Genomic DNA, 22904 nt, shown 5'->3' with positions numbered 1-22904 from the left:
TCCAGTTATTTTTATTTTTTGGTGGCTGTGCCACCTTCATCTTGACCCAATTTTTGTACTAGTCGTGCCACGTGAATGGTCAAATATAATTTCTCATCATTTGACATGAGGTAGTTATATTTTTTTGTAACGTATTCATTAACTTTTTCTACACAGTTATAGGCGTTGTGATATTTTTTTTGAATAATCAAAAGCAACTCTTCGTCTGTTTCACCTTCATTTTGACGATGGTTCATAATTCGGGATGCAAAAAAACGTAAATGGGTAGTGAAACGATAATAATAAACAGATTCTTCATCAAATTGAACTTTAAAATAATAGCTGACAATCCGAATAATTTCTTGCATCAATTCGGTCATTTCATAAACATTATCATTATCAATTTCAGTTTGGGCATTCACGAGATGTAAGGCAATAAATCCAGCCTCATCAACGCCCAAATCAACTTTAAAACGTTTTTGAATCATCGTCACAGCATCTTTACCAATGCTATATTCTGCCGTAAAAAAGCGTTTGATATCCCAAAGTAATAAATTGGGTACTCGTATTTTCTTTTTTACCCGCTCGACAGCAGTATGCAAGTGATCTGTTAAAGAGATATAAATGGAATCATTTAATGGTGCATTCAATTTTTCTTTACCACAATCAATTATTTCTGTTGCCAGTTCTAAATAACCAATTGGTACATCTTCTAATAGTTCTTGTAACTTGGCATTTAAATCTGTATTAGACAGTCGGTAAGTTTTATCCACTTGTCCTTCAACTACTTCATCACCAATCTTTTTTTGAAATGCTATCCCCTTTCCCATCACGACAAGCTCGTTATTTCGCTTGTCAGTCGTAATAATTACGTTGTTATTTAAGATTTTTTTGATTTGCATCAGTGTCGGCCTCCACGTCACGCTTTAACTAATCTAAAATTAATCTTCGACTCATTTAGATTATAATTTGATGATACTAATAAGCGTTATCTTTGTCAACGCTTACATAAACTTTTTTGTTTCTTAATTCTATTTTTATTCCTCCCTTCAAAAAATGGACAAACAAAAAACCTAATGAGAGCGCACAAAATAAAGGCATCATCTCATTAGGTTTAGCTTGTATTTAAACAATCACTATCCATTTGTTTGGTCTATTTAATTTAAAGTTATTGTAACAGACGTTAGAAAGCGCTGTCAATGGCTATTGCAAATTTTATTCATTTTAATTCAAAAAAATAGAAAATGGCAGGAATTTCTTTATCACCGGAAATCCTGCCATTTTATTTTTAATTAAACTTCACTACTTTGCAATTTATACATTGCAGCATATAATCCATCTTCTGCCAACAAGGTAGCATGATTTCCAGTTTCAACAATTTCACCTTTGTCTAATACTAAAATTAAATCAGCATCTTTAATTGTAGAGAGGCGGTGCGCAATGGCAATGGTCGTTCTACCTTTACGCATTTTGGCCAAACTAGCTTGAATCAAACTTTCTGTCTCAGTATCAATGTTTGCAGTTGCCTCGTCCAATACTAAGATTTTAGGATTTGTAACCATCGTCCGGGCAAAAGATAAAAGTTGGCGCTGGCCACTCGAATAACTCGCTCCTCTTTCAATTACTTTAGCGTGATAGTTTCCTGGCAGTTGATTAATGAATTTATCTGCTTGGACAAATTCTGCCGCTGCTTTAATTTCAGCGTCACTGATATTTGTATTTAACAAACGAATATTTGTCGCAATATCGCCATAAAACATGAAGGCGTCTTGTAAAACTAGACCCATTTTTTCTCGTAGTTCACTCATAGGGTAGTCTTTAATATTTTTATCATCGATCAAAACTTCCCCCGCGTGAAATTCATAAAAACGCATGAGAACATTAATGATCGAACTTTTCCCACTACCAGTATGCCCTACGAGTGCAATTGTTTGACCGGGATTAGCAACAAAGGAAATATCTTTTAACACATCATGCTTACCATCATAAGAAAAGCTAACATGACGAAATTCAATTTTCCCAGCGCCAATTTTAGCATTGGCCTTAGGGTTTTGAGCTGGCGTTGCTTCTGTTGTGTCCATGATCTTCAAAATACGGCTAGCCGCTACAATTCCGTCGGTGAAAACACTCAAAAAGTCCATCATTTGCGTCATAGGATTAAAAAATCCCTGCACATACGTGGTAAAAGCGTATATCATCCCCACTTCCACTGGAGAATCAAGCGCATCAAAGCCAAATAAAGATAAAGATAACGCAATTGCTAAAGCATATAACAAATTAATAATTGGTGCTAAAAGCAGTGAATTTGTTTTAATCATGGCAAAGCGTGTTTTTAAATAGTCATCATTGATTGTTTCAAATTCACTTTTCAGTCGCGCTTCTTGACGAAATTGTTGGATAATTTGCATTCCTGAAATAGATTCATTTAGCTTGGTATTTAATTGACTTAATTTTTCCCGCATTTGTCGATAAATTTTTGAACTGAATTTTTGATAATACCAAATGACGATTACTAAAATTGGTAAAAAGATTAAATTAATCAAAGCAATTTTTCGATTGATTGAAAACATCGCCACAAAAGATGAAATTATCGCAAAAATACCGGTAAGCACCATCAAAAAAACATACCAAAATTCAAACAATGTCTCCGTGTCATTGGTCACCCGAGAAACGATAGAACCAGCTGGTGTTTGATCAAAATAGCGCATTCCTAGCGTATGCAATTTTTCAAAAAGTTTTACACGGATATACTGAAATGTTTTCAGTGATGCCATGGAGTATAAAAACCATTGGAAAAACCAAATTGTCGCTTTTAACAGGACACCAAAAAAATACAGAGCAGCAAAAAAATAAATAATTTTTTGTGTAGCAGTTTTAGTGGTTAAGTAATCATCCATATAGGTTTGAATAATACGTGGTAGTAAAATATTGACAACTGCTAAGGCCAAGGCAAAAACGATCGCTACAATAAATGTTTTAGCAAAAGGCTTCGCAAATTTAAACATTCGTTTTACAATTTGTTTTTGCTCTTTAAATGAAAGTGATTTGGACCATGCAGATTCTTCCATTAAATATCCCCCCTAGTAATCTTGGCTTCAAGTTGCTGTTTGGCCCACATCTTAGCATACCAACCACCTAAGGCTAGTAATTCTTGATGCGTTCCCCGTTCTATTATTTGCCCTTCTTCAATTACGATGATTTCTTTAGCATGCATAACACTACTCAAACGATGTGCAGCAATAATGGTCGTTTTATTTTGCCGTGCGGCTTTTAAGTTGCTTAAAATCGCTTCTTCTGTTTTCGCATCAACCGCAGAAAGTGCATCATCTAAAATTAAAATTTCTGGTTTGGCAATTAACGCACGCGCGATGGATAATCGTTGTTTTTGCCCACCGGACAACGAAACACCTCGTTCTCCTACTAAGGTATCATAACCTGCTGGCATTTCTTCAATATCCGTGGCAATGTCGGCCAATTGCGCTGCCTGCTCAACTTCACTTTGTGGCAGGGTTGGGTCGATAAAACGGATATTGTCGCGAATCGTAGTCGAAAACAAAAAATGATCTTGTGGAACGTAGCCTAACGAGCCCAGCAAAGCATCTAAGGTGTAGTCTTTAATATTACGGCTACCAAATGTAATTTGACCTGCGTAATCATCAAATTCCCGCAGTAATAATTTCATAATCGTGGTCTTGCCACTACCGGTTTTCCCTACAATGCCTAATGTTTCACCTTCATTTACGACAAACTGCAAATTCTTTAGTGTTTCTTCTTTGCTATTGGGATAATAAAAACTGCGAATTGAAAATTCCAAAGTTCCTTTTGGCGCCTCATGAATTGCATTTTCTTTTTCAATAATATGTGTCTTGTTGCTTAATAACTCCGCTACCCGATCGTAACTGGCGTTGCCTCTTTCTAAAACATTAAAGAGTCGACCAATCGCAAACATCGGCCAAACTAACATCCCGATATAGCTTATAAATGATACCAACTGTCCAATTGTAATCGTATCATTCAAAATAAAATTCCCACCTATGATAATTGTTACAACGTAAGAAAGCCCAATAATTAATGTGATAAAAGGATCAAATAAGGCGTCTAAAAAATTGACTCGTTTATTTTTGACGATTGCATCATCAATCTTCCTTGAAAAATCAGCAATATCTTCTTGCTCTTGACCAAAAGTTTTTAAAACCTTCATCCCGGTAATGCTTTCTTGTGCCTTATCGTTAATATTTGAAAAAGCCTCCTGTGCATCCCGAAAAGCATCATGGAGTTTTGTGCCTAGTACACGTGAGGTCACTGCTAACAAAGGTAATGGTAATAATGCAATCAGCGTTAGCCGCCAATCGATAAATAAAATCATGGCAATAATAGTTATTCCACCGGTGATAAATGAGTCAGCAAAGGTTAATATTCCTGCGCCAGCAACATTTTGAATGGCGTTTAAATCATTGGTTGCATGGGCCATTAGATCTCCTGTACGGTGTTTCTGATAAAAGATTTGATCCATCTTCGTAAAATGATCAAAAAGCTGGCGTCTAAGATCTTTTTCCAAGCGAGCAGCACTGCCCCAGATATTAGTGCGCCAAATATAGCGAAAAATATATTGTGCGACAGCAGCTAAAACCAATACTACAACCCAACCTAAAATAATCTTTAAGTGAATATTATCTTCAGCAATTTCATCAATAATAATTCCAATTACTTTTGGGGGTATTAATTGAAAAATGGCCACTAAAATTAAAGATGTTACACCGATAATGTAGTGCCTTTTTTCCTGTTTAAAAAACCAACCTAACTTTTTAAAAATTGACATAAGTACCTCCTTTTAAATTCCTGCTATCTTTAACTATTACAAGAATAATTTGAAAATTCTGTTTAAATTTTTTTGTACCTTTAAATAAAGGGCACAAAAAAGACGGACTGAAAAATTCAGCCCGTCACGACAGAAAACCAAAAGATTATTTTTTCCCTTGGTTTTTCATTTGCTGCATCATTTGACGAATTTTTTTCTCTGATGGTTTTTGGCCCATCGACATCATCATTGAACGTAACATTTCCTCGTTAACGGGAGGATTTTTTTCCAAATAGTCTTTCATATATTTACGGGCTAAGAAAAAGCCACCGACTGCACCTAGTAAAGCTGCAATAATTGCAATAAGTACTACGATTGATGTTGACATGAAAATCTCTCCTTTCTTCTATAGTCTCACTGTGTCATTTTACTAGAAAAGCAAGCAAATGAAAAGAGCTTTTCGCAAGGCAAAACAAAGTAAGCGTTTTCAAATTATAAAAAACATGCTATGCTAAATTTATAAATTTTTTTGAGGTGAGTGCAATGGAAGAAAAAACTTTAATTATTATTAAACCAGATGGCGTCAAACGTCATTTAGTCGGTCGTATTATCAGTCGCTTTGAAGAACGCATGCTGACAATTGAAGCAATGCGCTACGGTTTGTTAACTAAAGAAACCGCCAAAGCCCACTATGCTCATCTTGCTGATAAGCCTTTTTTTCAAGATATTATTGACTACATGACATCAGGTCCTGTTGTTTTTATCGTTTTAAAAGGTGAAAATGCAATTGAAATGGTGCGTAAAATGATTGGATCGACTAATGCCTTAGAAGCTGCACCTGGCACAATTCGCGGCGATTTTGCCACCAATAAGTCGCAAAATGTTATTCACGCTTCTGACTGCGCTGCTGCAGCAGACGTGGAAATAAAACGCTTCTTTAGCAAAGCGCAGTTGGCGACAGCCAAACATTCCTCTTAAAAAAGACTTCACAAACTAGCTTTTAGTCACTAAGAACTAGTTTGTGAAGCTTTGAAAATTTTATACTTTCCTTATAATCTACAAAAAAGTCAAATGCTGCCCCACGCTTAGTTGTGGCGGTATTTGACTTTTTTATTTTAGAAATTTAAATTTATTGCGCCATAATTTTTTCTAATAAATCTGGATCAAAAACACCGCTACGCAACATAGCAATTTCAAATTTATAAGGAGGCTTTTTATTTTTTTTATCTTCTCCAACATATGGCGTTTCAAGGATTTTAGGCAATGTTGCTAATTTTTCGTGATTGGCAATATAATGTAGTGCATTAAATCCAATTGTTCCAAAACCTAAATTGGCATGCCGGTCTTTTTTTGCACCGCGTATATTTTTAGAGTCGTTTAAATGAACGACTTTTAAACGTTCTAACCCGATCACGCGGTCAAATTCCGCTAACACGCCATCGAAATCGTCTTTCACATTATAACCAGCATCGTTAGTGTGACACGTGTCAAAGGTAACGGACAGTTTATCATTTAGCGTGACGCCGTCAATGATTGCTGCTAATTCTTCAAAACTACGGCCGATTTCTGTGCCTTTTCCTGCCATCGTTTCTAACGCAATTTGAGGAATTTGGTCTTTTGTTAAAACTTCATTTAATCCTTTAACAATTTGGGCAATCCCCGCTTGTGGCCCTGCGCCAACGTGGGCACCAGGATGTAAGGTAATTTGTTTGGCACCAAGTTCTTGAGCGCGCATAATTTCTGAACGTAAAAATTCAATGGCAAATCCAAAATTCTGAGGCTTAATTGTATTCCCTAAGTTGACGATATAAGGTGCATGAACGACAAATTCGTGCATCTCGTTTTCTACCATCATTTTTTTACCCGCGGCAATACTAGCTTGGTCCATCTCACTACGACGTGTATTTTGGGGAGCGCCAGTATAAAGCATAAACGTATTCGCTTCATAACTTAATGCTTCTTCAACCGAAGAAGCTAAGGCCTGACTAGCTTTAAAGGAAACATGAGAACCGATTAACATATCTTCACTTCTTTCATAACTATTTTTTATTATTGTAAGCAAGCTTCTAGCAAAAAGAAATCTTTACGCTCAATTTTAGCGATAAATAAAAATCAAAGCCGTCATAAGTGGTAAACTAATTAAAAAACTAAGCGAAGAACAAAAGCCCACACTTTCTTCATCACTTCCAGATAATACGGCATTCATGACATTAAAAATTGGAATGGGCGTAACTGCTAAAATGCTCAATACTAACTTCATTAATTGATTTATTGGTGTAAAATAGACAATTACAACTAAAATAAGACCGATTGTATATCTTAAAAGAAGTGTTTTTAAAACTAATAACCAAGCATAGTGAGGCAGCTTAAACTCCAAATACAGCCCAATCATGAACATTGATAAAAAAGTATTGGCGCTAGCGATAGGTGCTACCACCGTTATCAGCATTTCAGGGATTGCAATACTGGCTGTCCGTAACAAAAGCAGCACAAGGTAACACATAAAAGGGACACTGCGCCCTAGTTTTTGCAGGAATGCTTTTAAATTAAAGACATAATTTTCCCCAGTCAACGCCTCAACTACTAAACCTGTTCCCCCTGCTAACATTATCGAGTTGCCAATATCAAAAAGTGAAATCAAGGGAATGGCTTGCGGGATAAAGCTTTGCGCAAAAGGTAAAGTGAAATTACCAATGTTAAAACCAGATCCCATGTAAAGGCTAAAGGAAAGTTCTCTTTGGCTTTGTCGCCCTTTAAAAATGCGTAAAAAAAGCAATTGAACTAATGTAAAGAAAACTGCAATTGCGATTAATGCTGTGATGTTAAAAGAAACATTCAGTTGCGCTAAGTTCACCACAATCGCCGCCGGGAGCGTTAAATTTAAAATGATCTGTGAAAGACGATTGCCATCGGCTTTACTAAAAATCCCGAAGCGTTTAAACAGATACCCTAAAAAAATAATAAATAATAAACTAAACGCACTGATTAAAATCTCTTTCATTTCTATTTCTCCTTAAAAATTCAATTCTTTATTTGGATTTTGCACTGTTTTCCCTATTAATTATTTTAACATTTTTCTTTTTCAACTCTTTTAACAAGTCCAAAACTGCTGCAAAAAAGTATTTTACCCCCATTTCAATCCTTAAAAGTTTGGTTTTTTCTTAGTATTTCCCCACCATAATAGTAGAAATCTATCTATTTAAGAACTTTTTTGCTATAATGACACGGTAAATTTAAAACTGAGGTGAAAGTCATTGCCTAAAAAGCAAAAACATCATGATGAGCCTTTTTCTGATCGAAAAAAGGGTTGGTTTTACTTTAATATTTCATTACGGGTCTTACATTCCTTAATTTTAGTTGGAATTTCGTGTCTGATTATTGGTGGTGCATTAGCGCTAGGGATTGGTGCCGGTTATTTCGCTTACTTAGTCGAAGACACACCTGCTCCTAATAAAACCACAATGCAAAAAGAACTGGGAGATGTTTCGCAAACTTCCAAATTAACATACGCCGATAACAGTTCGATCGCTACTATCCGTTCTGATTTATTTCGAACATCAGTAAAGTCAGATCAAGTTTCTGACCTACTAAAAAAAGCTATTATTGCCACCGAAGATGAATATTTTTATGAACATAATGGCGTTGTACCAAAAGCTGTTGTCCGTGCGCTGTTATCAGAAGCAACTGGTTTTGGCGGTGGGGGTGGTTCTACTTTAACCCAACAATTAGTCAAGCAGCAGGTTTTAACTAGCGAAACCACCTTCAAGCGCAAAGCCAATGAAATTCTTTTGGCCATGGAAGTTGAGAAGTTCTTTAGTAAAGACGAAATTGTGACAATGTATTTGAATGTCTCTCCTTTTGGGCGAAATAATAAGGGGCAAAATATCGCGGGTGTTCAAGAAGCAGCAAAAGGTATTTTTGGCAAAGATGCCAAAGACGTCAACTTACCGCAAGCAGCTTTTATTGCGGGTCTACCGCAAAGTCCTATCGTTTACAGTCCCTTTGATAATACTGGCAAATTAAAAGAAAACGTCACTGCCGGCCTAGAACGAAAAGATTTTGTTCTATTTAGTATGTATCGCAACCACGACATTAGTAAAAAAGAATACGAAGCAGCGAAAAAGTATGATTTGAAAAAAGATTTCTTAAAACAACAAACGCAAAATAATGACGACCACGGTTTCTTATATTATACCGTTATGAACGAAGCTAAAAGTATCGTCGCACAAAAGTTAGCCAAAGATGACGGCGTTTCAACACAAGATTACGAAAAGAAAAAAACAAAAGAAGCTTATCTTGAAAAAGCACAAAATGAGTTAGTTAATGGTGGTTACACGGTTAAATCAACTATTGATAAAAAGATTTATGACGCCATGCAAAAAGGTGTCGCAGAATACGGCTACATGTTAGATAATTACAGTGGTGATAAAATCGAAGTCGGAAATGTCATGATGGATAATGCCACCGGCAAAATCTTAGGTTTTATCGGAAGTCGCGATTTCAGCGATAACCAAAACAATCACGCCTTTGATACTTCACGGGCTGCCGGTTCAACGATTAAACCGATTTTAGTATATGGCCCAGCCATTGACCAAGGTCTAATTGGCAGCCAAAGTCGCATCTCAGATTATCCAGCGAAATGGAAAGCTGGCGAAGATGCCGGTAAAGAAATCGTCAATGCAACCAATAAAGGATCCAAAACTTTCCAAACCGTTGAAGATGCATTAGCTGAATCAACCAACATTACAGCCTACCATGTGTATCAAGAATTACAAGAAAAAAAATCTGCGGATTTCGTCTATGACAATTATTTGGCTAAAATGAATTTCCCAGCCAACAATTCTTGGAATGTTGAATCTGCTCCGCTTGGACCAATGGATGTGACAACGGTTCAACAAACAAATGGTTTCCAAGCTTTAGCCAACGGCGGCGTCTACCAACAAGGTTACTTGATTGAATCGATTACTGACAGCCAAGGTAAAGCTATTTATCAACATGAAAACAAACCCGTTCGCGTCTTTTCTAAGGCAACAGCTTCCATCATGAACAATTTGATGCGTAATGTCTTAAGCCAAGGAATCACTACCCCGTTTAAATCGACGATTAGTAATTTGAACTGGTACCTAGGTCAAGCAGACTGGGTTGGTAAGACTGGGTCTTCTGATTATTACCGTGATTCATGGTTAATTGTCTCGACACCAAAAGTTACGATTGGTAGCTGGTCTGGGATGGATAGTCAAAAAGAAAAAAATGATGATGGCGCCGGCAGTAGAACCGGAAATTACATGGCATATTTGATTAATCGAATTTATATGGCTAATCCTGATATTTTTGGCACAGATCAAAAATTCAAATTAGATGGTTCGGTAAAACAAGAAACAGTTGCCAAAGCTACCGGTGAATTACCAGGAAGCATCAGCTACAACGGAGCTACAATGCAAGTTCCAAACGATACCACAACTTCTCTGTGGGCAAAAAATGGACCAGGTGAAAGTAATTACCGCTTTGGTATTGGTGGCACAGATGCTAATTACGCTGATTATTGGAATAAAATTTATGCAAAACCAAAGACCAATAATAATCAACAAAAAAACAACACGACAACTAACGGAAATAGTACCAATAATAATTCAAATAGCAATAGCAATAGCAACAGCAATACAAATAATAACAATAATTCAACAAGCAACAATGGTAGTACTACAAATAACAATGCAAATAGCAACGGGACTACCAACAATAATACAGGACAATAATAAAAGCAGGCGAAAATTCGCCTGCTTTTTTATCTTCTATTATTAATACCGATCAGTAAAACACATGCTAAAAAGTAAATAAGCCAAATTCTTTACGAAATTTTTTCTTTTTCTTTATCCCAATTATTAAAATAAGCGTCCATAAAATAGCACGGACGCTTATTTAGCTTATTCGATTATTTTGTTGAGCCTTTTTCATCAATACCATAAGGTAAGATAATTGTCTTTTCTTCGACATCTTCTTTATTCATCATTTTGGTCAACAAACGCATTGAAACTGCCCCGATATCATACAATGGTTGGGTAATACTAGATAGACGTGGACGGGCAACGTCTGTTAGTAATGAATTATTACTTGTCAGAATTTCAAAATCCTCTGGTACATTAACACCTTCATCAACTAAACCATCTAAAATACCAATTGCCAGTTCATCATCTGTAACAAAAGCTGCTGTAGCACCACTGTTTTTAAGACGTGAAACTAAAGAAATACCATCTTTAAAGTTGTATTTTGCTTCAAAAATTAACCCTTCATTGTAGGTTAAATTATTTTCTTTTAGCGCTTCTTTATAACCTTGTAAACGGTTTTGACCATTAATTGGATCAATCAATGCACCACTGACAAAAGCAATTTTTTCATTGCCGTTTTTTGCTAATAAATTAACAGCATCTTTTGTTGCATTTGTATAATCAATGTTTACACTACCTACTTGTTCATCTGGGTCAATTGAGCCTGCTAACACAACTGGTGTCTTAGAACGGGAAAATTCACCACGAATTTCATCGGTAATACGGTGTCCCATAAAAATAACGCCATCCACTTGTTTAGCTAATAAATTGTTTAAAACGTTCACTTCTTTTTGTGTATCACCATCTGAGTTAGCTAAAATAATATTGTATTTGTACATTGTCGCTACATCATCAATCCCGCGAGCTAATGAAGCAAAATACATGTTGCTAACATCAGGAATGATAACCCCTACCGTTGTCGTTTTTTTACTTGCTAAGCCACGGGCAACTGCGTTAGGCCGATAGTCTAGGCGATCGATAACCTCTAAGACTTTTTTGCGAGTAGCAGGCTTCACATTGGGATTGCCATTGACAACACGCGAAACAGTAGCCATTGAAACATTGGCTTCACGGGCAACGTCATAAATTGTAATTGTTTGTTTGTCCATTTCATATCTCCTTATTTGATAGCGTGATTTGTATTTTCTGAAAATACCATTTACATTTCTTTGTTAGAATAGCATGGAAAGAATCAGAATGCAACCGTTTTACTTTCCTTTCCTGAAAATTTTTATCATTTTTCAAAAATTCTTTTTTGAAAGAAGTATGCTAAAATGAAAGTGACTATTTTGAAAGAAGGTTTCCTTATGAATTTAGCAAAAATTGAAGAGTTAAAGACTTGGTTAAAATCTCACGATATTCCTTTGGCCTATATTTCCAATCCAGATCACATTGCCTATTATTCCGGTTATAAAAGTGATCCCCATGAACGTGTTTTGGCGCTGTTTATTTCGGCTACTGCCGATCCATTTTTATTTACCCCAGCTTTAGAGGTTGAAACAGCCAAAAACAGCAGCTGGCAATTTGATGTTTTAGGTTATGCGGATAATGAAAACCCTTGGCAATTAATTGTAGCCGCTATTAAAGCACGTTTTGATGAACCCAAAAAAATGGCTATTGAAAAGAATCATTTAACCGTTGATCGGCTTGAGATACTCCGATCTCTTTTACTCCACACTGATTTTAATTTTGATTTAACCTCTGTCATTCAACAAAGTCAATTACGTAAGACAGCTAGTGAAATTAAACTGTTAGAAGAAGCTGGTGACTGGGCAGATGAAGCATTTAAAATCGGTTTTGCCGCTATCAAAGCAGGTGCATCTGAAGCAGAAATCACCGCAGAAATTGAATATCAATTAAAACGACGTGGCGTTAGCCAAATGAGCTTTGACACCATCGTTTTGGCTGGTGATAATGCTGCAAATCCCCATGGTACCCCTGGAGCACGTAAAATTGTTCCAAATGAGTTAGTTCTTTTTGATTTAGGTGTTATCTGGAAAGGCTATTGCAGTGATGCAACACGCACTGTTGCATTTCAAAAACCCACAGCGTTACAAGAAAAAATTTACCAAATTGTCTTAGAAGCACAATTAGCCGCACAAGATTTTGTTCGCCCCGGTGTGACTGCGGCTCAAATTGATCAAGTTGCCCGCGATGTAATTGAAAAAGCCGGTTATGGGAAATATTTCAACCACCGTCTGGGACATGGCATCGGCACTACTGTCCATGAATTCCCATCCCTTGTTGAAGGTAACGATTTAGTGATTGAAGAAGGAATGTGCTTTTCAATTGAACCTGGTATTTATTTACCAGGTGAAGTTGGTGTACGTATTGAAGATTGCATCCACGTGACCCAAAAAGGATGTGCAGCCTTTACCAAAACACCAAAAGAATTGCAAATCATCACAAAATAATTTTTTAATTGCCCTTTTATCGAACTATCGAAGCTAAAACTGGCATCTTTTATTGCAAATAAGAAACTGGATAATTTCAAAAATAGCTACTGCTGTTGTGGGACTATCCAGTTTATTTTATTTTTAGTGTCACTTATTGATTTAAAGAGAATAATCTGTTTTACGCATAATTTATTTTTAACTGGAAATTTAAGTCCAGTAGGCGAGTAGATGCCTTTTAGCTTACATTTGTTTGATACATTAAAAACACCTCTGCTAATTATTTGGCAGAGGTGCTTCTTTATTATTCAGGATTATTTTCTTCCACTTTTTCTTTTAATTCTTTTTCAGCCGCTTTAAAATCTTGTGCTGCCATGTTGGTTTCTTCAGCTGTCGCATCTTTTGTTTTGTCAGCAGCATCTTTGGCTGCTACACTTGCTTCTTTTGCAGCCGCTTTTGTATTTTCTTTTAAGGATTCTGCCACCGGTTTGGCTTCTGATACACCTTCTTCAACTGTTTCTTGCATATCTTTGGCACTCTTTGTTGCATCAATGATAATGTCTTGCATATCATCTTTTTTCTCTTCTGCGATGTCTTGACCTTGTTCTTTTACTTCTGCAGCTGATTTTTTAAATTTTTCAGACAGATCTCCGGTTTGTTTTTTCAAATTGGCAATCAAGTCTGCTGATGAGTCTTGTAAATCCTCCAAAGAATCACTTGTTTTATTTTTCAAGCTATCTGCTGTTTCTTCTGCTTGTTGTGATAATTTGGCCGCCTTATCTTTGGCAATGTCCGTTAAATCTTGGCTTTTTTCTTTTGCCATATCTGCATAATCGCTAGCAAAGTCCAATAAATCATCAGTATGTGCTGCTATTTTTTTACGTAATTCTTGACCAGATTCTGGTGCCAGCAGCATCACCGCTGCTGCAGCTGCCGCACCACCTACTACTGCGCCTAATAAAAATCCACTTGTTTTTCCCACTTGAATCCCTCCATTTATTTTTATCTATTCGCTTTTTGAGTTTGCGCGTTGTTTATTGAAAAATTTTAATGCTGTTTGACCAACTTTTCCTGCTACTGTTGCTTGAGCAGTCGTTTTACCCACCGCACCTAGTTTGGCTACGGCATTTTTACCAGAGCGATTTAAATCTGAAATACTTTCACTTAAATCAGCAACTGCTGTAAATAACGGGTCAATGGTAGCAACTTTTCCATTGACATCATTAAGTAAAGTATTGGTTTTAACCAATAACCCTTCTACCTCACTAGTTAAAACATCCACATCTTTGGTAACAACACGAATTGTTTTGTTTGCTTCCTCCACAGTTGTACTGACGCTTGCTACTGTTTTTTGCACTTGGGCTAGTAAACGAATAACAAATACCACTAAAACAGCAAAGGCAATCGCTGCAATTAATGCTGCAATTTCTCCTCCACTCATGCCAAAACTCCTTTCCAACACTGAAATTTTTTTAAATTCCGTCATACTAAGCATATCACGAGGTAACTTTTGAAACAAATAAAAAGAACAAATGAATTTTTCTATTTTCCTATTGCAATCTATTTGTAAGCCGCTTCCAAAAACAAAAAACCTACGTAAGAAAAAATCTTACGCAAGTTTTTCTGTTCGCTTATTTTGTTTTTGTATCTTTTTTAAATTCATCAGCTAATTCTAAAATATAATCTTTTAAGCCATCTTTAACTTCAGGATGTTTCAAGCCATAGTCAATGCTTGTTTTCATAAAACCTAATTTATCGCCAACATCATAACGTTGGCCCTTAAATTCCCGAGCAAAGACCCGTTGTGTTTTATTTAATTCATCAATGGCATCGGTTAATTGGATTTCGTTACCTGCACCGGGTTTTTGTACTTCCAAAACATTAAAAATCTCTGGTGTTAGTAAATAACGACCAATAATCGCTAAATCACTTGGCGCTTTTTCTGGCGCTGGTTTTTCTACAAAGTTTTTAACGTTGTACAAACCAGGCTGAACTTGTTCACCCGGATTGATAATACCATATTTAGATGTATCTTCATGTGGTACTTTCATAACTGCAATTGTAGAAGCATGGGTTTTTTCGTAATCGTTGATGAGTTGTTTTGTTAGCGGCACCTTGTCTTCCATCAAATCATCGCCTAGCATAACAACAAATGGTTCATTACCAACAAAGGCTTTAGCTTGTAAAACGGCGTGTCCCAATCCTTTTGGATGTGATTGCCGAATAAAATGTAAATTAACGTCTGTGGTTTCTTCCACCAATTTTAATAATTCTGTCTTACCTTTTTCTTTTAAATTGGTTTCTAATTCAATATTCGCATCAAAATGATCTTCAATAGGACGTTTTGCTTTACCGGTCACAATTAAGATATCTTCAATTCCTGATTTTAGCGCTTCTTCAACGATAAATTGGATTGTTGGCTTGTCCACAATCGGCAACATTTCTTTTGCCATCGCTTTTGTTGCCGGTAAAAAACGGGTACCAAGTCCAGCAGCGGGAATAACAGCTTTTTTAACTTTCATTTTCCAAGACTCCTCAATTTTTATTTTAAAGTAAACTCGTTTTCTTTGCGACCATCCCGCAACATGATGTCCCGAGCAGCATCTTTAATTGGTTTATTATCGTATAAAACACTATAGATAGTTTCTGTAATTGGCATTTCAATTTTTAACGTTTGAGCCAATTCCATTGCGGCTTTCGTTGTGGCAACACCTTCAACAATCATGCCCATATTGTCTAAAACTTCATCTAGTGAATGACCCTTACCAAATAAATTACCCGCACGCCAGTTACGGGAGTGAACACTTGTACAGGTTACAATTAAATCACCTACACCACTTAAACCGATGAAAGTTAATGGATTAGCTCCCATTGCGACTCCTAATCGACTAATTTCAGCTAAACCGCGGGTCATAATTGCAGCTTTTGCATCATCACCATAGCCTAGACCATGAATTGCGCCAGCTCCAATGGCAATAATATTTTTCAACGCAGCTCCAGTTTCTACCCCAATAACATCATCATTGGTATAAATTCTAAAATAATCATTCATAAATAAATCTTGAACATATTGGGCTGCTGCTTGATCCACACTAGCAGCCGTAATTGTTGTAATATCGTGACGCACCACTTCTTCAGCGTGACTTGGGCCAGATAAAACGACAACTGCTTTGCGATTTTCAGCAGGAATTTCTTCGGTTAAAATTTCAGAAATGCGCTTGTGACTTTCTTGTTCTAAACCTTTAGAAGCGTGAATAATAACAGGTTGATGTTTTACATTTTTAGCAAACTCTTTTGCAACAATTCGCATTGCTTTGGTTGGTACGACAAAAAGGGCTGCGTCACAGTTGTCTATTGCTTCATTAATATCTTTTACTGCGACAATATTTTCCGGTAACTTCACATCAGGCAAATAATGACGATTGGTGTGATAAGTGTTAATCTCATCAATTTGTGCCGGATTGTTCCCCCAAATTCTTACTTCGTGACCATTTTCAGATAAAACTTGCGCTAACGCCGTTCCCCATGAACCCGGTCCTAAGACAGCAATTTTTTGTTTCAAAATAAACCCTCCTTGATTGTAAAGTTCTCTATAACAAAACGTCATAAAAAACTATTTTTCCATAATGGAAAGGTACTGCACAAACTTCATTTTAGCACAATTTGACTAACAGCTGTTAGTTAAATTAAAAAGCGGTTACTGCCGTGACTGCGGTCATAATCTTTTAACTTTTGGTTATTTTTACGCCGATAAATTAAAATCCCCCAGGCACCAAAGAACAAGATAAAGGATAACGCCTGCGAAATGCGAATCGAACCAAATAGATAAAGACTATCACTGCGCATGCCTTCAATAAAGAAACGGCCTAAACTATACCAGATGATATAACTTAAGAAAACTTCGCCTTCTTTAAAGACATTTTTATTTCTTAAAATAATTAAGATTAAAAAGCCCAATACATTCCAAACAGATTCATATAAAAAGGTTGGTTGTCGGAAATGGCCTTCAATGTACATGTTATCAATAATAAATTGTGGCAAATGTAAATTTTGCAAAAAATCTTTAGTAGTAACAGCACCATATGCTTCATGGTTCATGAAGTTTCCCCAACGGCCAATGCCTTGCGCTAAGATAATACTTGGTGCTGCAATATCTAAAAATTTCCAAATTGGAATAAAGTGATGCCGACAAAAAATAACCAGCCAAATCCCACCAGCAATTAAGCCGCCATATATTGCAAGTCCGCCAGAACGCACGTTAAAAATTTGCAGGGGATCGTTTAAATAAGTCGGCAAATCAAACAATACATAGTAAAGTCTGGCACCAATTAATGCAACGGGCAACCCAACTAACATGAAATCTGTCACGTCATCAGCCTTTAAACCGACCCGGACAGCTTCTCGTGAACTTAAAAACATCGCAATAATGACGCCAGTAACAATAATAATGGCATACCAATAAATGGCTATCCCAAAAAATTCAAAAGCGACGCGATCAACTACTGCTAACATGAAAAAACTCCTATTCAATTAAATTATTACTACTGTAAACGACTTGTTTTCCCCAGTCTCATTAACTATCAGAATTTTCTTCAATCAGCTGACTTAAGCGTTGTTCAAAAGTTTTCGTTGCATCATACCCCATCGCCTTCGCCCGAAAATTCATCGCTGCTACTTCTACAATAATCGCCACATTTCGTCCTGTTTTTACTGGGATTTTAATTTGAGGTACATCTACTTCAGCAATTTGAATAGTTGTAGATGCTGAACCAAGGCGATCATAAGTTTTTTCTTTTGACCAACCTTCTAAATAAACAGCCAATTGTACTTGCATACTTCCGCGAACCGCACTCGCACCGAATAAATTCATGACATCGATAATCCCAATGCCGCGAATTTCAATTAAATGTTGTAAAATTCTTGGTGGTTCTCCCACAAGGGTCAATTCATCTTGCTGATAAACATCAACGCGATCATCTGCGATTAGCCGATGTCCTCTTTTAATTAATTCTAATGCGGTTTCACTTTTCCCGATACCACTATCACCTTGAATTAAAACACCTAAACCATAAACATCGACTAATACACCATGGACACTAGTTCGTGGGGCTAATAGACTACTTAAGTAGGTCGACATTTCGCCTAGAAGTCGGGATGTTGAAATTGGTGAACGTAAAATCGCAATATCAAATTCTTCACAGGCATCAGTCATTTCCTTTGGTATTGGCAATCCCCTTGAAACGATAAAAGCTGGTGTTTCTTCATTACACATGCGACGTAATACCATTAAACGTTCTTCTGGCATCATCCGCTCTGCAAAAGTAATTTCCTTACTTCCAAATAATTGCAACCGATCATAAGAATAATAATTAAAATAGCCCGTTAATTCTAAACCGGGGCGTGATATATCAGCAGTTTTAATTAATCGATTTAACGCTTTTTCCGAACCTGTCACTACTTCCAAATTTAATTTTTCAACCATTTGGATGACTTTGACAACTTCTGCCATATAATTCCCTCATTTCTAAAAGTATAATCTGCCTCATTTTACCATTGTATCCCTAAAGTTACTAGGATAGGCGCACGAAAAAAACAGTGACAAGTCGATTTTTACTTCTATTATAAAGTCTAAAAAAAGACGACTTTGTAATAGATAATCTAACTTGCCACTGCTTACTTTTTTACTCTCGGTTAAAAAGAGGCGTATAATTTTTGTCTTCGGTAATTTCCATATAAGCCGGACGCATAATTTTACTCGAATTAATCAACTCTTCTAGCCGGTGAGCTGACCAACCTACAATTCTGGCAACTGCAAACATCGGGGTATACAATTCTTTTGGTAGCCCCAACATGTTGTAGACAAACCCACTAAAGAAATCAATATTGGCACTCACGCCTTTATATATTTTTCGCTTTTTAGCGATAACTTCTGGTGCTAGACGCTCCACTAGTGCATACAAATCAAATTCTGCTTTTTCTTCTGGCCCTTTTTCTTCGGCTAGCTTTTCTACATATCCTTTAAAAATGGAAGCACGGGGATCATTGTCACCATACACCGCATGACCAAAGCCATAAATTAATCCCTTTTGATCAAAGGCTTCTTTTTCTATAACAGCTTCTAAATAAGCTTTTACACAAGCTTCGTTTGTTAAATCTGCAACATTTGCTTTTAAGTCTTCCATCATGTTGGTAACTTTAATATTCGCACCGCCATGTTTTGGTCCTTTTAATGAACCAAGCGCAGCTGCAATCGTGGAATACGTATCGGTCCCACTAGAAGTCACGACCCTTGTGGTGAAAGTCGAATTGTTCCCGCCACCATGTTCCATGTGTAAAACTAAAGACATATCTAAAGTCTGAGCTTCTTGCTTGGTGTACTTTTTATTTGGTCGCAGCATCGTTAAAATCGTTTCTGCTGTACTTAAATTAGCTGCAGGACGATGAATGTACATGCTTTCTCCCAGAGTATAATGATTATAGGCATGGTAGGCATAAACGGCTAACAATGGAAAGACACTGATTAACATAATACTTTGTTTTAAAACATTTTCTATCGAGGTATCATCTGGCTGTTCATCATAACACGCTAAGGTCAAAATACTGCGGGATAAGTTGTTCATCAAATCACATGATGGTGCTTTCATCACCACGTCACGGACAAAATTTGTTGGCAATGTACGTTTATCTGCAAGCAATTGTTGAAATTCTGCTAATTCTTGTTCATTTGGCAGCGTTCCAAATAATAATAAGTATGTCACTTCTTCAAAACCAAAGCGACCTTCTGAAACAAAACCTGACACGAGCCGATTAATATCAATTCCCCGATAGCGTAATTCACCAATACCAGGAACTATTTTACCAGCGACTTTTTTTTCTGGATAAATCGTAGAGACTGTTGTTAAACCAGCTAAGACACCTTTTCCATCGACATCTCGCAACCCGATTTTAATGTTATGTTTAGTATAATTATACATATCGATTTTATAAATATCCTGACATTGCTTTGCTAACTTTTGGTAATCGTCATTTTTAAAATCCTCTTTTTCCATAAATAACATCACATCCTATAAAATTTATTGCGATTATCTGCTAAAAAATCGTTAAAAATGATTATAACACGCTTTTATTGAAAAAAACATAAATAATTTTATATTTACTTTCTTTTCAGAAAAACGTATAATTATACCAATTATCGTGAATGGGGTGTTTTTATGAACTGGAAAAATCAGCTAAAGGTAGCAGAGAAAACGTATCGTTATTGTGATTTGAAAAAGGTTTGTGCAACATTTAATAGCGACCTAAAAAAACTACCTTATGCAATTCGCATCCTTTTAGAAAGTGTTGCCCGTAATGTAGACGAAGATATTACACAAACAGATGTAGCTGCTTTAGCCAATTGGCAAGCAGAAAAACCAACAGGAGTAATCCCCTTCAAAGCTGCCCGCGTCATTTTACAAGATTTTACCGGCGTTCCAGCTGTCGTAGACTTGGCCGCAATGCGAGATGCACTGGTAGCTCTTGGTGGCGATGCAAATCAAATTAATCCAGCCATTCCTGTTTCTCTTGTAGTGGATCATTCCCTTCAAGTAGATTGCGCAAAATCTGCAGAAGCACTGAGTTATAACACTGCAAAAGAATTTGAACGTAACACTGAACGCTATCAATTTTTGAAATGGGCACAAAGTTCTTTTCAAAATTTCGAAGTAGTTCCGCCAGAAACTGGTATTATTCATCAAGTCAACATCGAAGCCTTGTCGAATGTTGTTTTGGTAAAAAAAGAAAATGATGCTGAAGATGCGCTTATTTTTCCTGACACACTACAAGGGACAGATTCCCACACCACCATGATCAACGGATTAGGTGTTTTAGGTTGGGGCGTGGGGGGAATTGAAGCAGAAGCAGCAATCTTAGGAGAAGCTTCTTATTTTCCAACCCCAGAAGTTATTGGTGTAAATCTTTCTGGCACTTTAGCAGCCGGAACAACTGCAACTGATTTAGCATTGACAGTTACAGAAAAACTACGAAAAGAAAATGTGGTCGGAAAATTTGTTGAATTTTTTGGCAGTGGTTACAAAACGCTAAGTTTATCCGATCGCGCGACCATTGCCAACATGGCGCCAGAATACGGTGCCACTTGTGGCTATTGCCCCATTGATGAAGAAACTTTAGCTTATTTAGCTCTAACCGGTCGTAACGAGAATTTAATTGCGCTAGTAAAAGACTATGCCATAGCTAACGGACTTTTTTTAAACGATGCAGATAAAATAAACTACACCAAAGTAGTTGACTTAGATTTAAGCCAAGTTGAGCCATCATTAGCCGGACCTAAACGACCGCAAGACCGCATTGTCCTATCTAAAGCGGCCACAGATTTTAAAGAAAGCGTTAGTAGTACAATTGGACCTAAAGGCTTTGGTCTGCCAGAAATTACATTAAAAAAATCAGTGCCACTTATGACCTGTGACAATCAAACAAAATCTTTGCAAACTGGGGCAGTCGTATTAGCTGCTATTACTAGTTGTACCAATACGAGTAATCCCTCCGTCATGTTAGCAGCTGGCTTGTTAGCTAAAAAAGCAGTTGAAAAGGGTTTAACAGTACCAGACTATGTCAAAACCTCTCTTGCCCCAGGTTCAAAAATTGTAACAGCCTATTTAACTAAAAGTGGTCTCTTACCTTATTTGGAAAAGTTAGGCTTTCACTTAGTAGGTTATGGCTGTACAACTTGCATCGGAAATTCAGGACCTTTACAAGAAAATGTTAGTCGCGCCATTGAGGAAAATGATCTTTTGACAGCTTCGGTCTTATCGGGAAATCGTAATTTTGAAGGACGTATTCACCCACTAATCAAAGCAAATTATCTGGCCTCTCCGCCACTTGTCGTAGCCTATGCACTTGCAGGAACAATGCAAAAAGATTTGACGTGCGAACCATTAGGCTATGACGCCTGTGGTAAAAATATTATGTTAAAAGATATTTGGCCAACAAGTGCAGAAATTAATCAAGCGATTGCTGATTTTATCAGTCCTAAAACTTTCAAGGCAGCCTATGGCAATCTTTTTGATGCAAACGAGCGTTGGAACGCTATTAAAACCTCTGTTAGTGATTGTTACACGTGGGAGGATGACTCAACTTATATCGCAAATCCACCATTTTTTGACAATCTCAAAAAAGAGTTATCTGATGTTAGCAGCTTAACCAATTTAGCCGTTTTGGCAAAACTGGGGGATTCGGTTACAACCGATCATATTTCTCCTGCTGGTGCCATAGCACTGGATACTCCAGCGGGTCGTTACTTACAGACGCTTGGCGTTGGTGTCGCTGATTTTAATTCTTATGGTGCGCGTCGTGGCAATCATGAAATTATGATGCGGGGAACATTTGCAAATATTCGTTTGCAAAACCAATTAATACCAGAAAAAAGTGGTGGTTACACGCGATTGCACCCCACAGGTGAAGCGATGTCTATTTATGATGCTGCCATGTATTACCAGGGCAAAAATCAAGGTACCATTGTTTTAGCAGGAAAAGATTACGGAATGGGCTCTTCTCGTGATTGGGCGGCTAAAGGACCACAACTATTAGGAGTTAAAGCTGTTTTAGCCGAAAGTTTTGAACGGATTCATCGCAGCAACTTAGTGATGATGGGAATTATTCCACTCGAATATCTTGCCAATCAAAATGCTTGTAGTCTGGGACTAGACGGTAGTGAGAATTTCAGTATTTTATTAAACAAAACACCACAAGTTGGCGCTATTGTTCCAATAGTCGCTAAAAAAAGTGATGGTAGCACAATCAATTTTTCTGCTAAATTACGTTTTGATGCACCAGCTGATATTCGTTATTGGCAAAACCAAGGAATTTTACCTATGGTGATTCGTAAAAAATTAGACGCTTAAAACATTTCAT

General features: G+C 36.9%; 18 protein-coding genes. 4 read left to right on the top strand and 14 right to left on the bottom strand.

Annotation, left to right across the window (positions count from 1 at the left end):
• Positions 1-11: 11 nt before the first annotated feature.
• The 4 genes from licT to AC6R0T_RS04665 form a co-directional block, all read right to left on the bottom strand.
• The gene (gene licT / locus AC6R0T_RS04680; protein ID WP_303754385.1) at positions 12-881 is read right to left on the bottom strand and encodes a BglG family transcription antiterminator LicT; all 870 of its coding nucleotides are present in this window, start codon (positions 879-881) and stop codon (positions 12-14) included.
• 390 nt (positions 882-1271) lie between these two features.
• The gene (locus tag AC6R0T_RS04675) at positions 1272-3047 is read right to left on the bottom strand and encodes an ABC transporter ATP-binding protein (RefSeq protein WP_282461363.1); all 1776 of its coding nucleotides are present in this window, start codon (positions 3045-3047) and stop codon (positions 1272-1274) included.
• Positions 3047-4798: an ABC transporter ATP-binding protein gene (locus AC6R0T_RS04670; protein WP_303754387.1), complete on the bottom strand. Its 1752-nt coding sequence runs from the start codon at positions 4796-4798 to the stop codon at positions 3047-3049. Before AC6R0T_RS04670 ends, AC6R0T_RS04675 begins: the two co-directional genes overlap by 1 nt.
• Before the next feature lie 145 nt (positions 4799-4943).
• On the bottom strand, positions 4944-5165 hold the full coding sequence (locus AC6R0T_RS04665; RefSeq protein ID WP_071863680.1) for a YneF family protein: 222 nt from the start codon (positions 5163-5165) through the stop codon (positions 4944-4946).
• 155 nt (positions 5166-5320) lie between these two features.
• Here AC6R0T_RS04665 and ndk point away from each other — a divergent pair, with 155 nt between their 5' ends.
• Complete coding sequence (gene ndk, locus AC6R0T_RS04660) at positions 5321-5755, top strand: nucleoside-diphosphate kinase (protein WP_206903132.1); 435 nt, start codon at positions 5321-5323, stop codon at positions 5753-5755.
• A 151-nt stretch (positions 5756-5906) separates the two neighbouring features.
• Here the strand turns inward: ndk and AC6R0T_RS04655 are convergent, their stop codons facing one another.
• Both AC6R0T_RS04655 and AC6R0T_RS04650 read right to left on the bottom strand, forming a co-directional pair.
• Entirely contained in the window at positions 5907-6797 is an 891-nt protein-coding gene (locus AC6R0T_RS04655; protein WP_303754390.1) for a deoxyribonuclease IV, read from the bottom strand.
• A gap of 75 nt (positions 6798-6872) precedes the next feature.
• The gene (locus tag AC6R0T_RS04650; RefSeq protein WP_303754392.1) at positions 6873-7778 is read right to left on the bottom strand and encodes an AEC family transporter; all 906 of its coding nucleotides are present in this window, start codon (positions 7776-7778) and stop codon (positions 6873-6875) included.
• Positions 7779-8031: 253 nt separating this feature from the next.
• On the opposite strand from AC6R0T_RS04650, the gene AC6R0T_RS04645 reads away from it, so the two are divergent.
• Entirely contained in the window at positions 8032-10533 is a 2502-nt protein-coding gene (locus tag AC6R0T_RS04645) for a transglycosylase domain-containing protein (protein WP_303754393.1), read from the top strand.
• A 176-nt stretch (positions 10534-10709) separates the two neighbouring features.
• Here the strand turns inward: AC6R0T_RS04645 and ccpA are convergent, their stop codons facing one another.
• Positions 10710-11711, bottom strand: a complete 1002-nt coding sequence (ccpA, locus tag AC6R0T_RS04640) for a catabolite control protein A (protein WP_206903135.1) — start codon at positions 11709-11711, stop codon at positions 10710-10712.
• A 198-nt stretch (positions 11712-11909) separates the two neighbouring features.
• Here ccpA and AC6R0T_RS04635 point away from each other — a divergent pair, with 198 nt between their 5' ends.
• On the top strand, positions 11910-13016 hold the full coding sequence (locus AC6R0T_RS04635; protein ID WP_230708849.1) for an aminopeptidase P family protein: 1107 nt from the start codon (positions 11910-11912) through the stop codon (positions 13014-13016).
• 283 nt (positions 13017-13299) lie between these two features.
• Here AC6R0T_RS04635 and AC6R0T_RS04630 read toward each other — a convergent pair whose 3' ends face one another.
• The 7 genes from AC6R0T_RS04630 to AC6R0T_RS04600 all read right to left on the bottom strand — a co-directional run bounded on the left by AC6R0T_RS04630 (position 13300) and on the right by AC6R0T_RS04600 (position 20053).
• A complete protein-coding gene (locus AC6R0T_RS04630; protein ID WP_230708850.1) occupies positions 13300-13977 on the bottom strand; it encodes a YtxH domain-containing protein in 678 nt (225 codons plus the stop codon).
• A gap of 24 nt (positions 13978-14001) precedes the next feature.
• Positions 14002-14436 (bottom strand): DUF948 domain-containing protein, encoded by a 435-nt coding sequence (locus AC6R0T_RS04625; RefSeq protein ID WP_206903138.1) that lies wholly within the window; start codon positions 14434-14436, stop codon positions 14002-14004.
• Between the two features lie 190 nt (positions 14437-14626).
• Positions 14627-15517: a UTP--glucose-1-phosphate uridylyltransferase GalU gene (gene galU, locus AC6R0T_RS04620; RefSeq protein WP_230708852.1), complete on the bottom strand. Its 891-nt coding sequence runs from the start codon at positions 15515-15517 to the stop codon at positions 14627-14629.
• 20 nt (positions 15518-15537) lie between these two features.
• Positions 15538-16557, bottom strand: a complete 1020-nt coding sequence (locus tag AC6R0T_RS04615) for an NAD(P)H-dependent glycerol-3-phosphate dehydrogenase (protein WP_303754396.1) — start codon at positions 16555-16557, stop codon at positions 15538-15540.
• Between the two features lie 119 nt (positions 16558-16676).
• Positions 16677-17507 carry a prolipoprotein diacylglyceryl transferase gene (lgt, locus tag AC6R0T_RS04610; RefSeq protein WP_303754397.1) on the bottom strand — a complete coding sequence of 277 codons (831 nt, stop codon included), beginning with the start codon at positions 17505-17507 and terminating at the stop codon, positions 16677-16679.
• 61 nt (positions 17508-17568) lie between these two features.
• Complete coding sequence (hprK, locus tag AC6R0T_RS04605) at positions 17569-18504, bottom strand: HPr(Ser) kinase/phosphatase (protein WP_206903142.1); 936 nt, start codon at positions 18502-18504, stop codon at positions 17569-17571.
• A 172-nt stretch (positions 18505-18676) separates the two neighbouring features.
• The gene (locus AC6R0T_RS04600; RefSeq protein ID WP_500559750.1) at positions 18677-20053 is read right to left on the bottom strand and encodes a citrate/2-methylcitrate synthase; all 1377 of its coding nucleotides are present in this window, start codon (positions 20051-20053) and stop codon (positions 18677-18679) included.
• 153 nt (positions 20054-20206) lie between these two features.
• Between AC6R0T_RS04600 and acnA the strand changes: the two genes are divergently transcribed.
• Positions 20207-22894: an aconitate hydratase AcnA gene (gene acnA, locus AC6R0T_RS04595; RefSeq protein WP_303754401.1), complete on the top strand. Its 2688-nt coding sequence runs from the start codon at positions 20207-20209 to the stop codon at positions 22892-22894.
• Positions 22895-22904 lie beyond the last annotated feature (10 nt).

Source organism: Enterococcus sp. S86.2 (assembly GCF_059834485.2).
Note: the sequence above shows the minus strand (reverse complement) of the source record. Positions and strands in the feature narration are given on the sequence as shown.

Coding starts and splice junctions, on each gene's coding strand:
- AC6R0T_RS04665 (WP_071863680.1), bottom strand. CDS start 5,165: ATGTCAACATCAATCGTAGTACTTATTGCAATTATTGCAGCTTTACTA.
- hprK (WP_206903142.1), bottom strand. CDS start 18,504: ATGGCAGAAGTTGTCAAAGTCATCCAAATGGTTGAAAAATTAAATTTG.
- acnA (WP_303754401.1), top strand. CDS start 20,207: ATGAACTGGAAAAATCAGCTAAAGGTAGCAGAGAAAACGTATCGTTAT.
- ndk (WP_206903132.1), top strand. CDS start 5,321: ATGGAAGAAAAAACTTTAATTATTATTAAACCAGATGGCGTCAAACGT.
- galU (WP_230708852.1), bottom strand. CDS start 15,517: ATGAAAGTTAAAAAAGCTGTTATTCCCGCTGCTGGACTTGGTACCCGT.
- AC6R0T_RS04650 (WP_303754392.1), bottom strand. CDS start 7,778: ATGAAAGAGATTTTAATCAGTGCGTTTAGTTTATTATTTATTATTTTT.
- AC6R0T_RS04625 (WP_206903138.1), bottom strand. CDS start 14,436: ATGAGTGGAGGAGAAATTGCAGCATTAATTGCAGCGATTGCCTTTGCT.
- AC6R0T_RS04655 (WP_303754390.1), bottom strand. CDS start 6,797: ATGTTAATCGGTTCTCATGTTTCCTTTAAAGCTAGTCAGGCCTTAGCT.
- AC6R0T_RS04600 (WP_500559750.1), bottom strand. CDS start 20,053: ATGTTATTTATGGAAAAAGAGGATTTTAAAAATGACGATTACCAAAAG.
- ccpA (WP_206903135.1), bottom strand. CDS start 11,711: ATGGACAAACAAACAATTACAATTTATGACGTTGCCCGTGAAGCCAAT.
- AC6R0T_RS04670 (WP_303754387.1), bottom strand. CDS start 4,798: ATGTCAATTTTTAAAAAGTTAGGTTGGTTTTTTAAACAGGAAAAAAGG.
- AC6R0T_RS04675 (WP_282461363.1), bottom strand. CDS start 3,047: ATGGAAGAATCTGCATGGTCCAAATCACTTTCATTTAAAGAGCAAAAA.
- licT (WP_303754385.1), bottom strand. CDS start 881: ATGCAAATCAAAAAAATCTTAAATAACAACGTAATTATTACGACTGAC.
- lgt (WP_303754397.1), bottom strand. CDS start 17,507: ATGTTAGCAGTAGTTGATCGCGTCGCTTTTGAATTTTTTGGGATAGCC.
- AC6R0T_RS04635 (WP_230708849.1), top strand. CDS start 11,910: ATGAATTTAGCAAAAATTGAAGAGTTAAAGACTTGGTTAAAATCTCAC.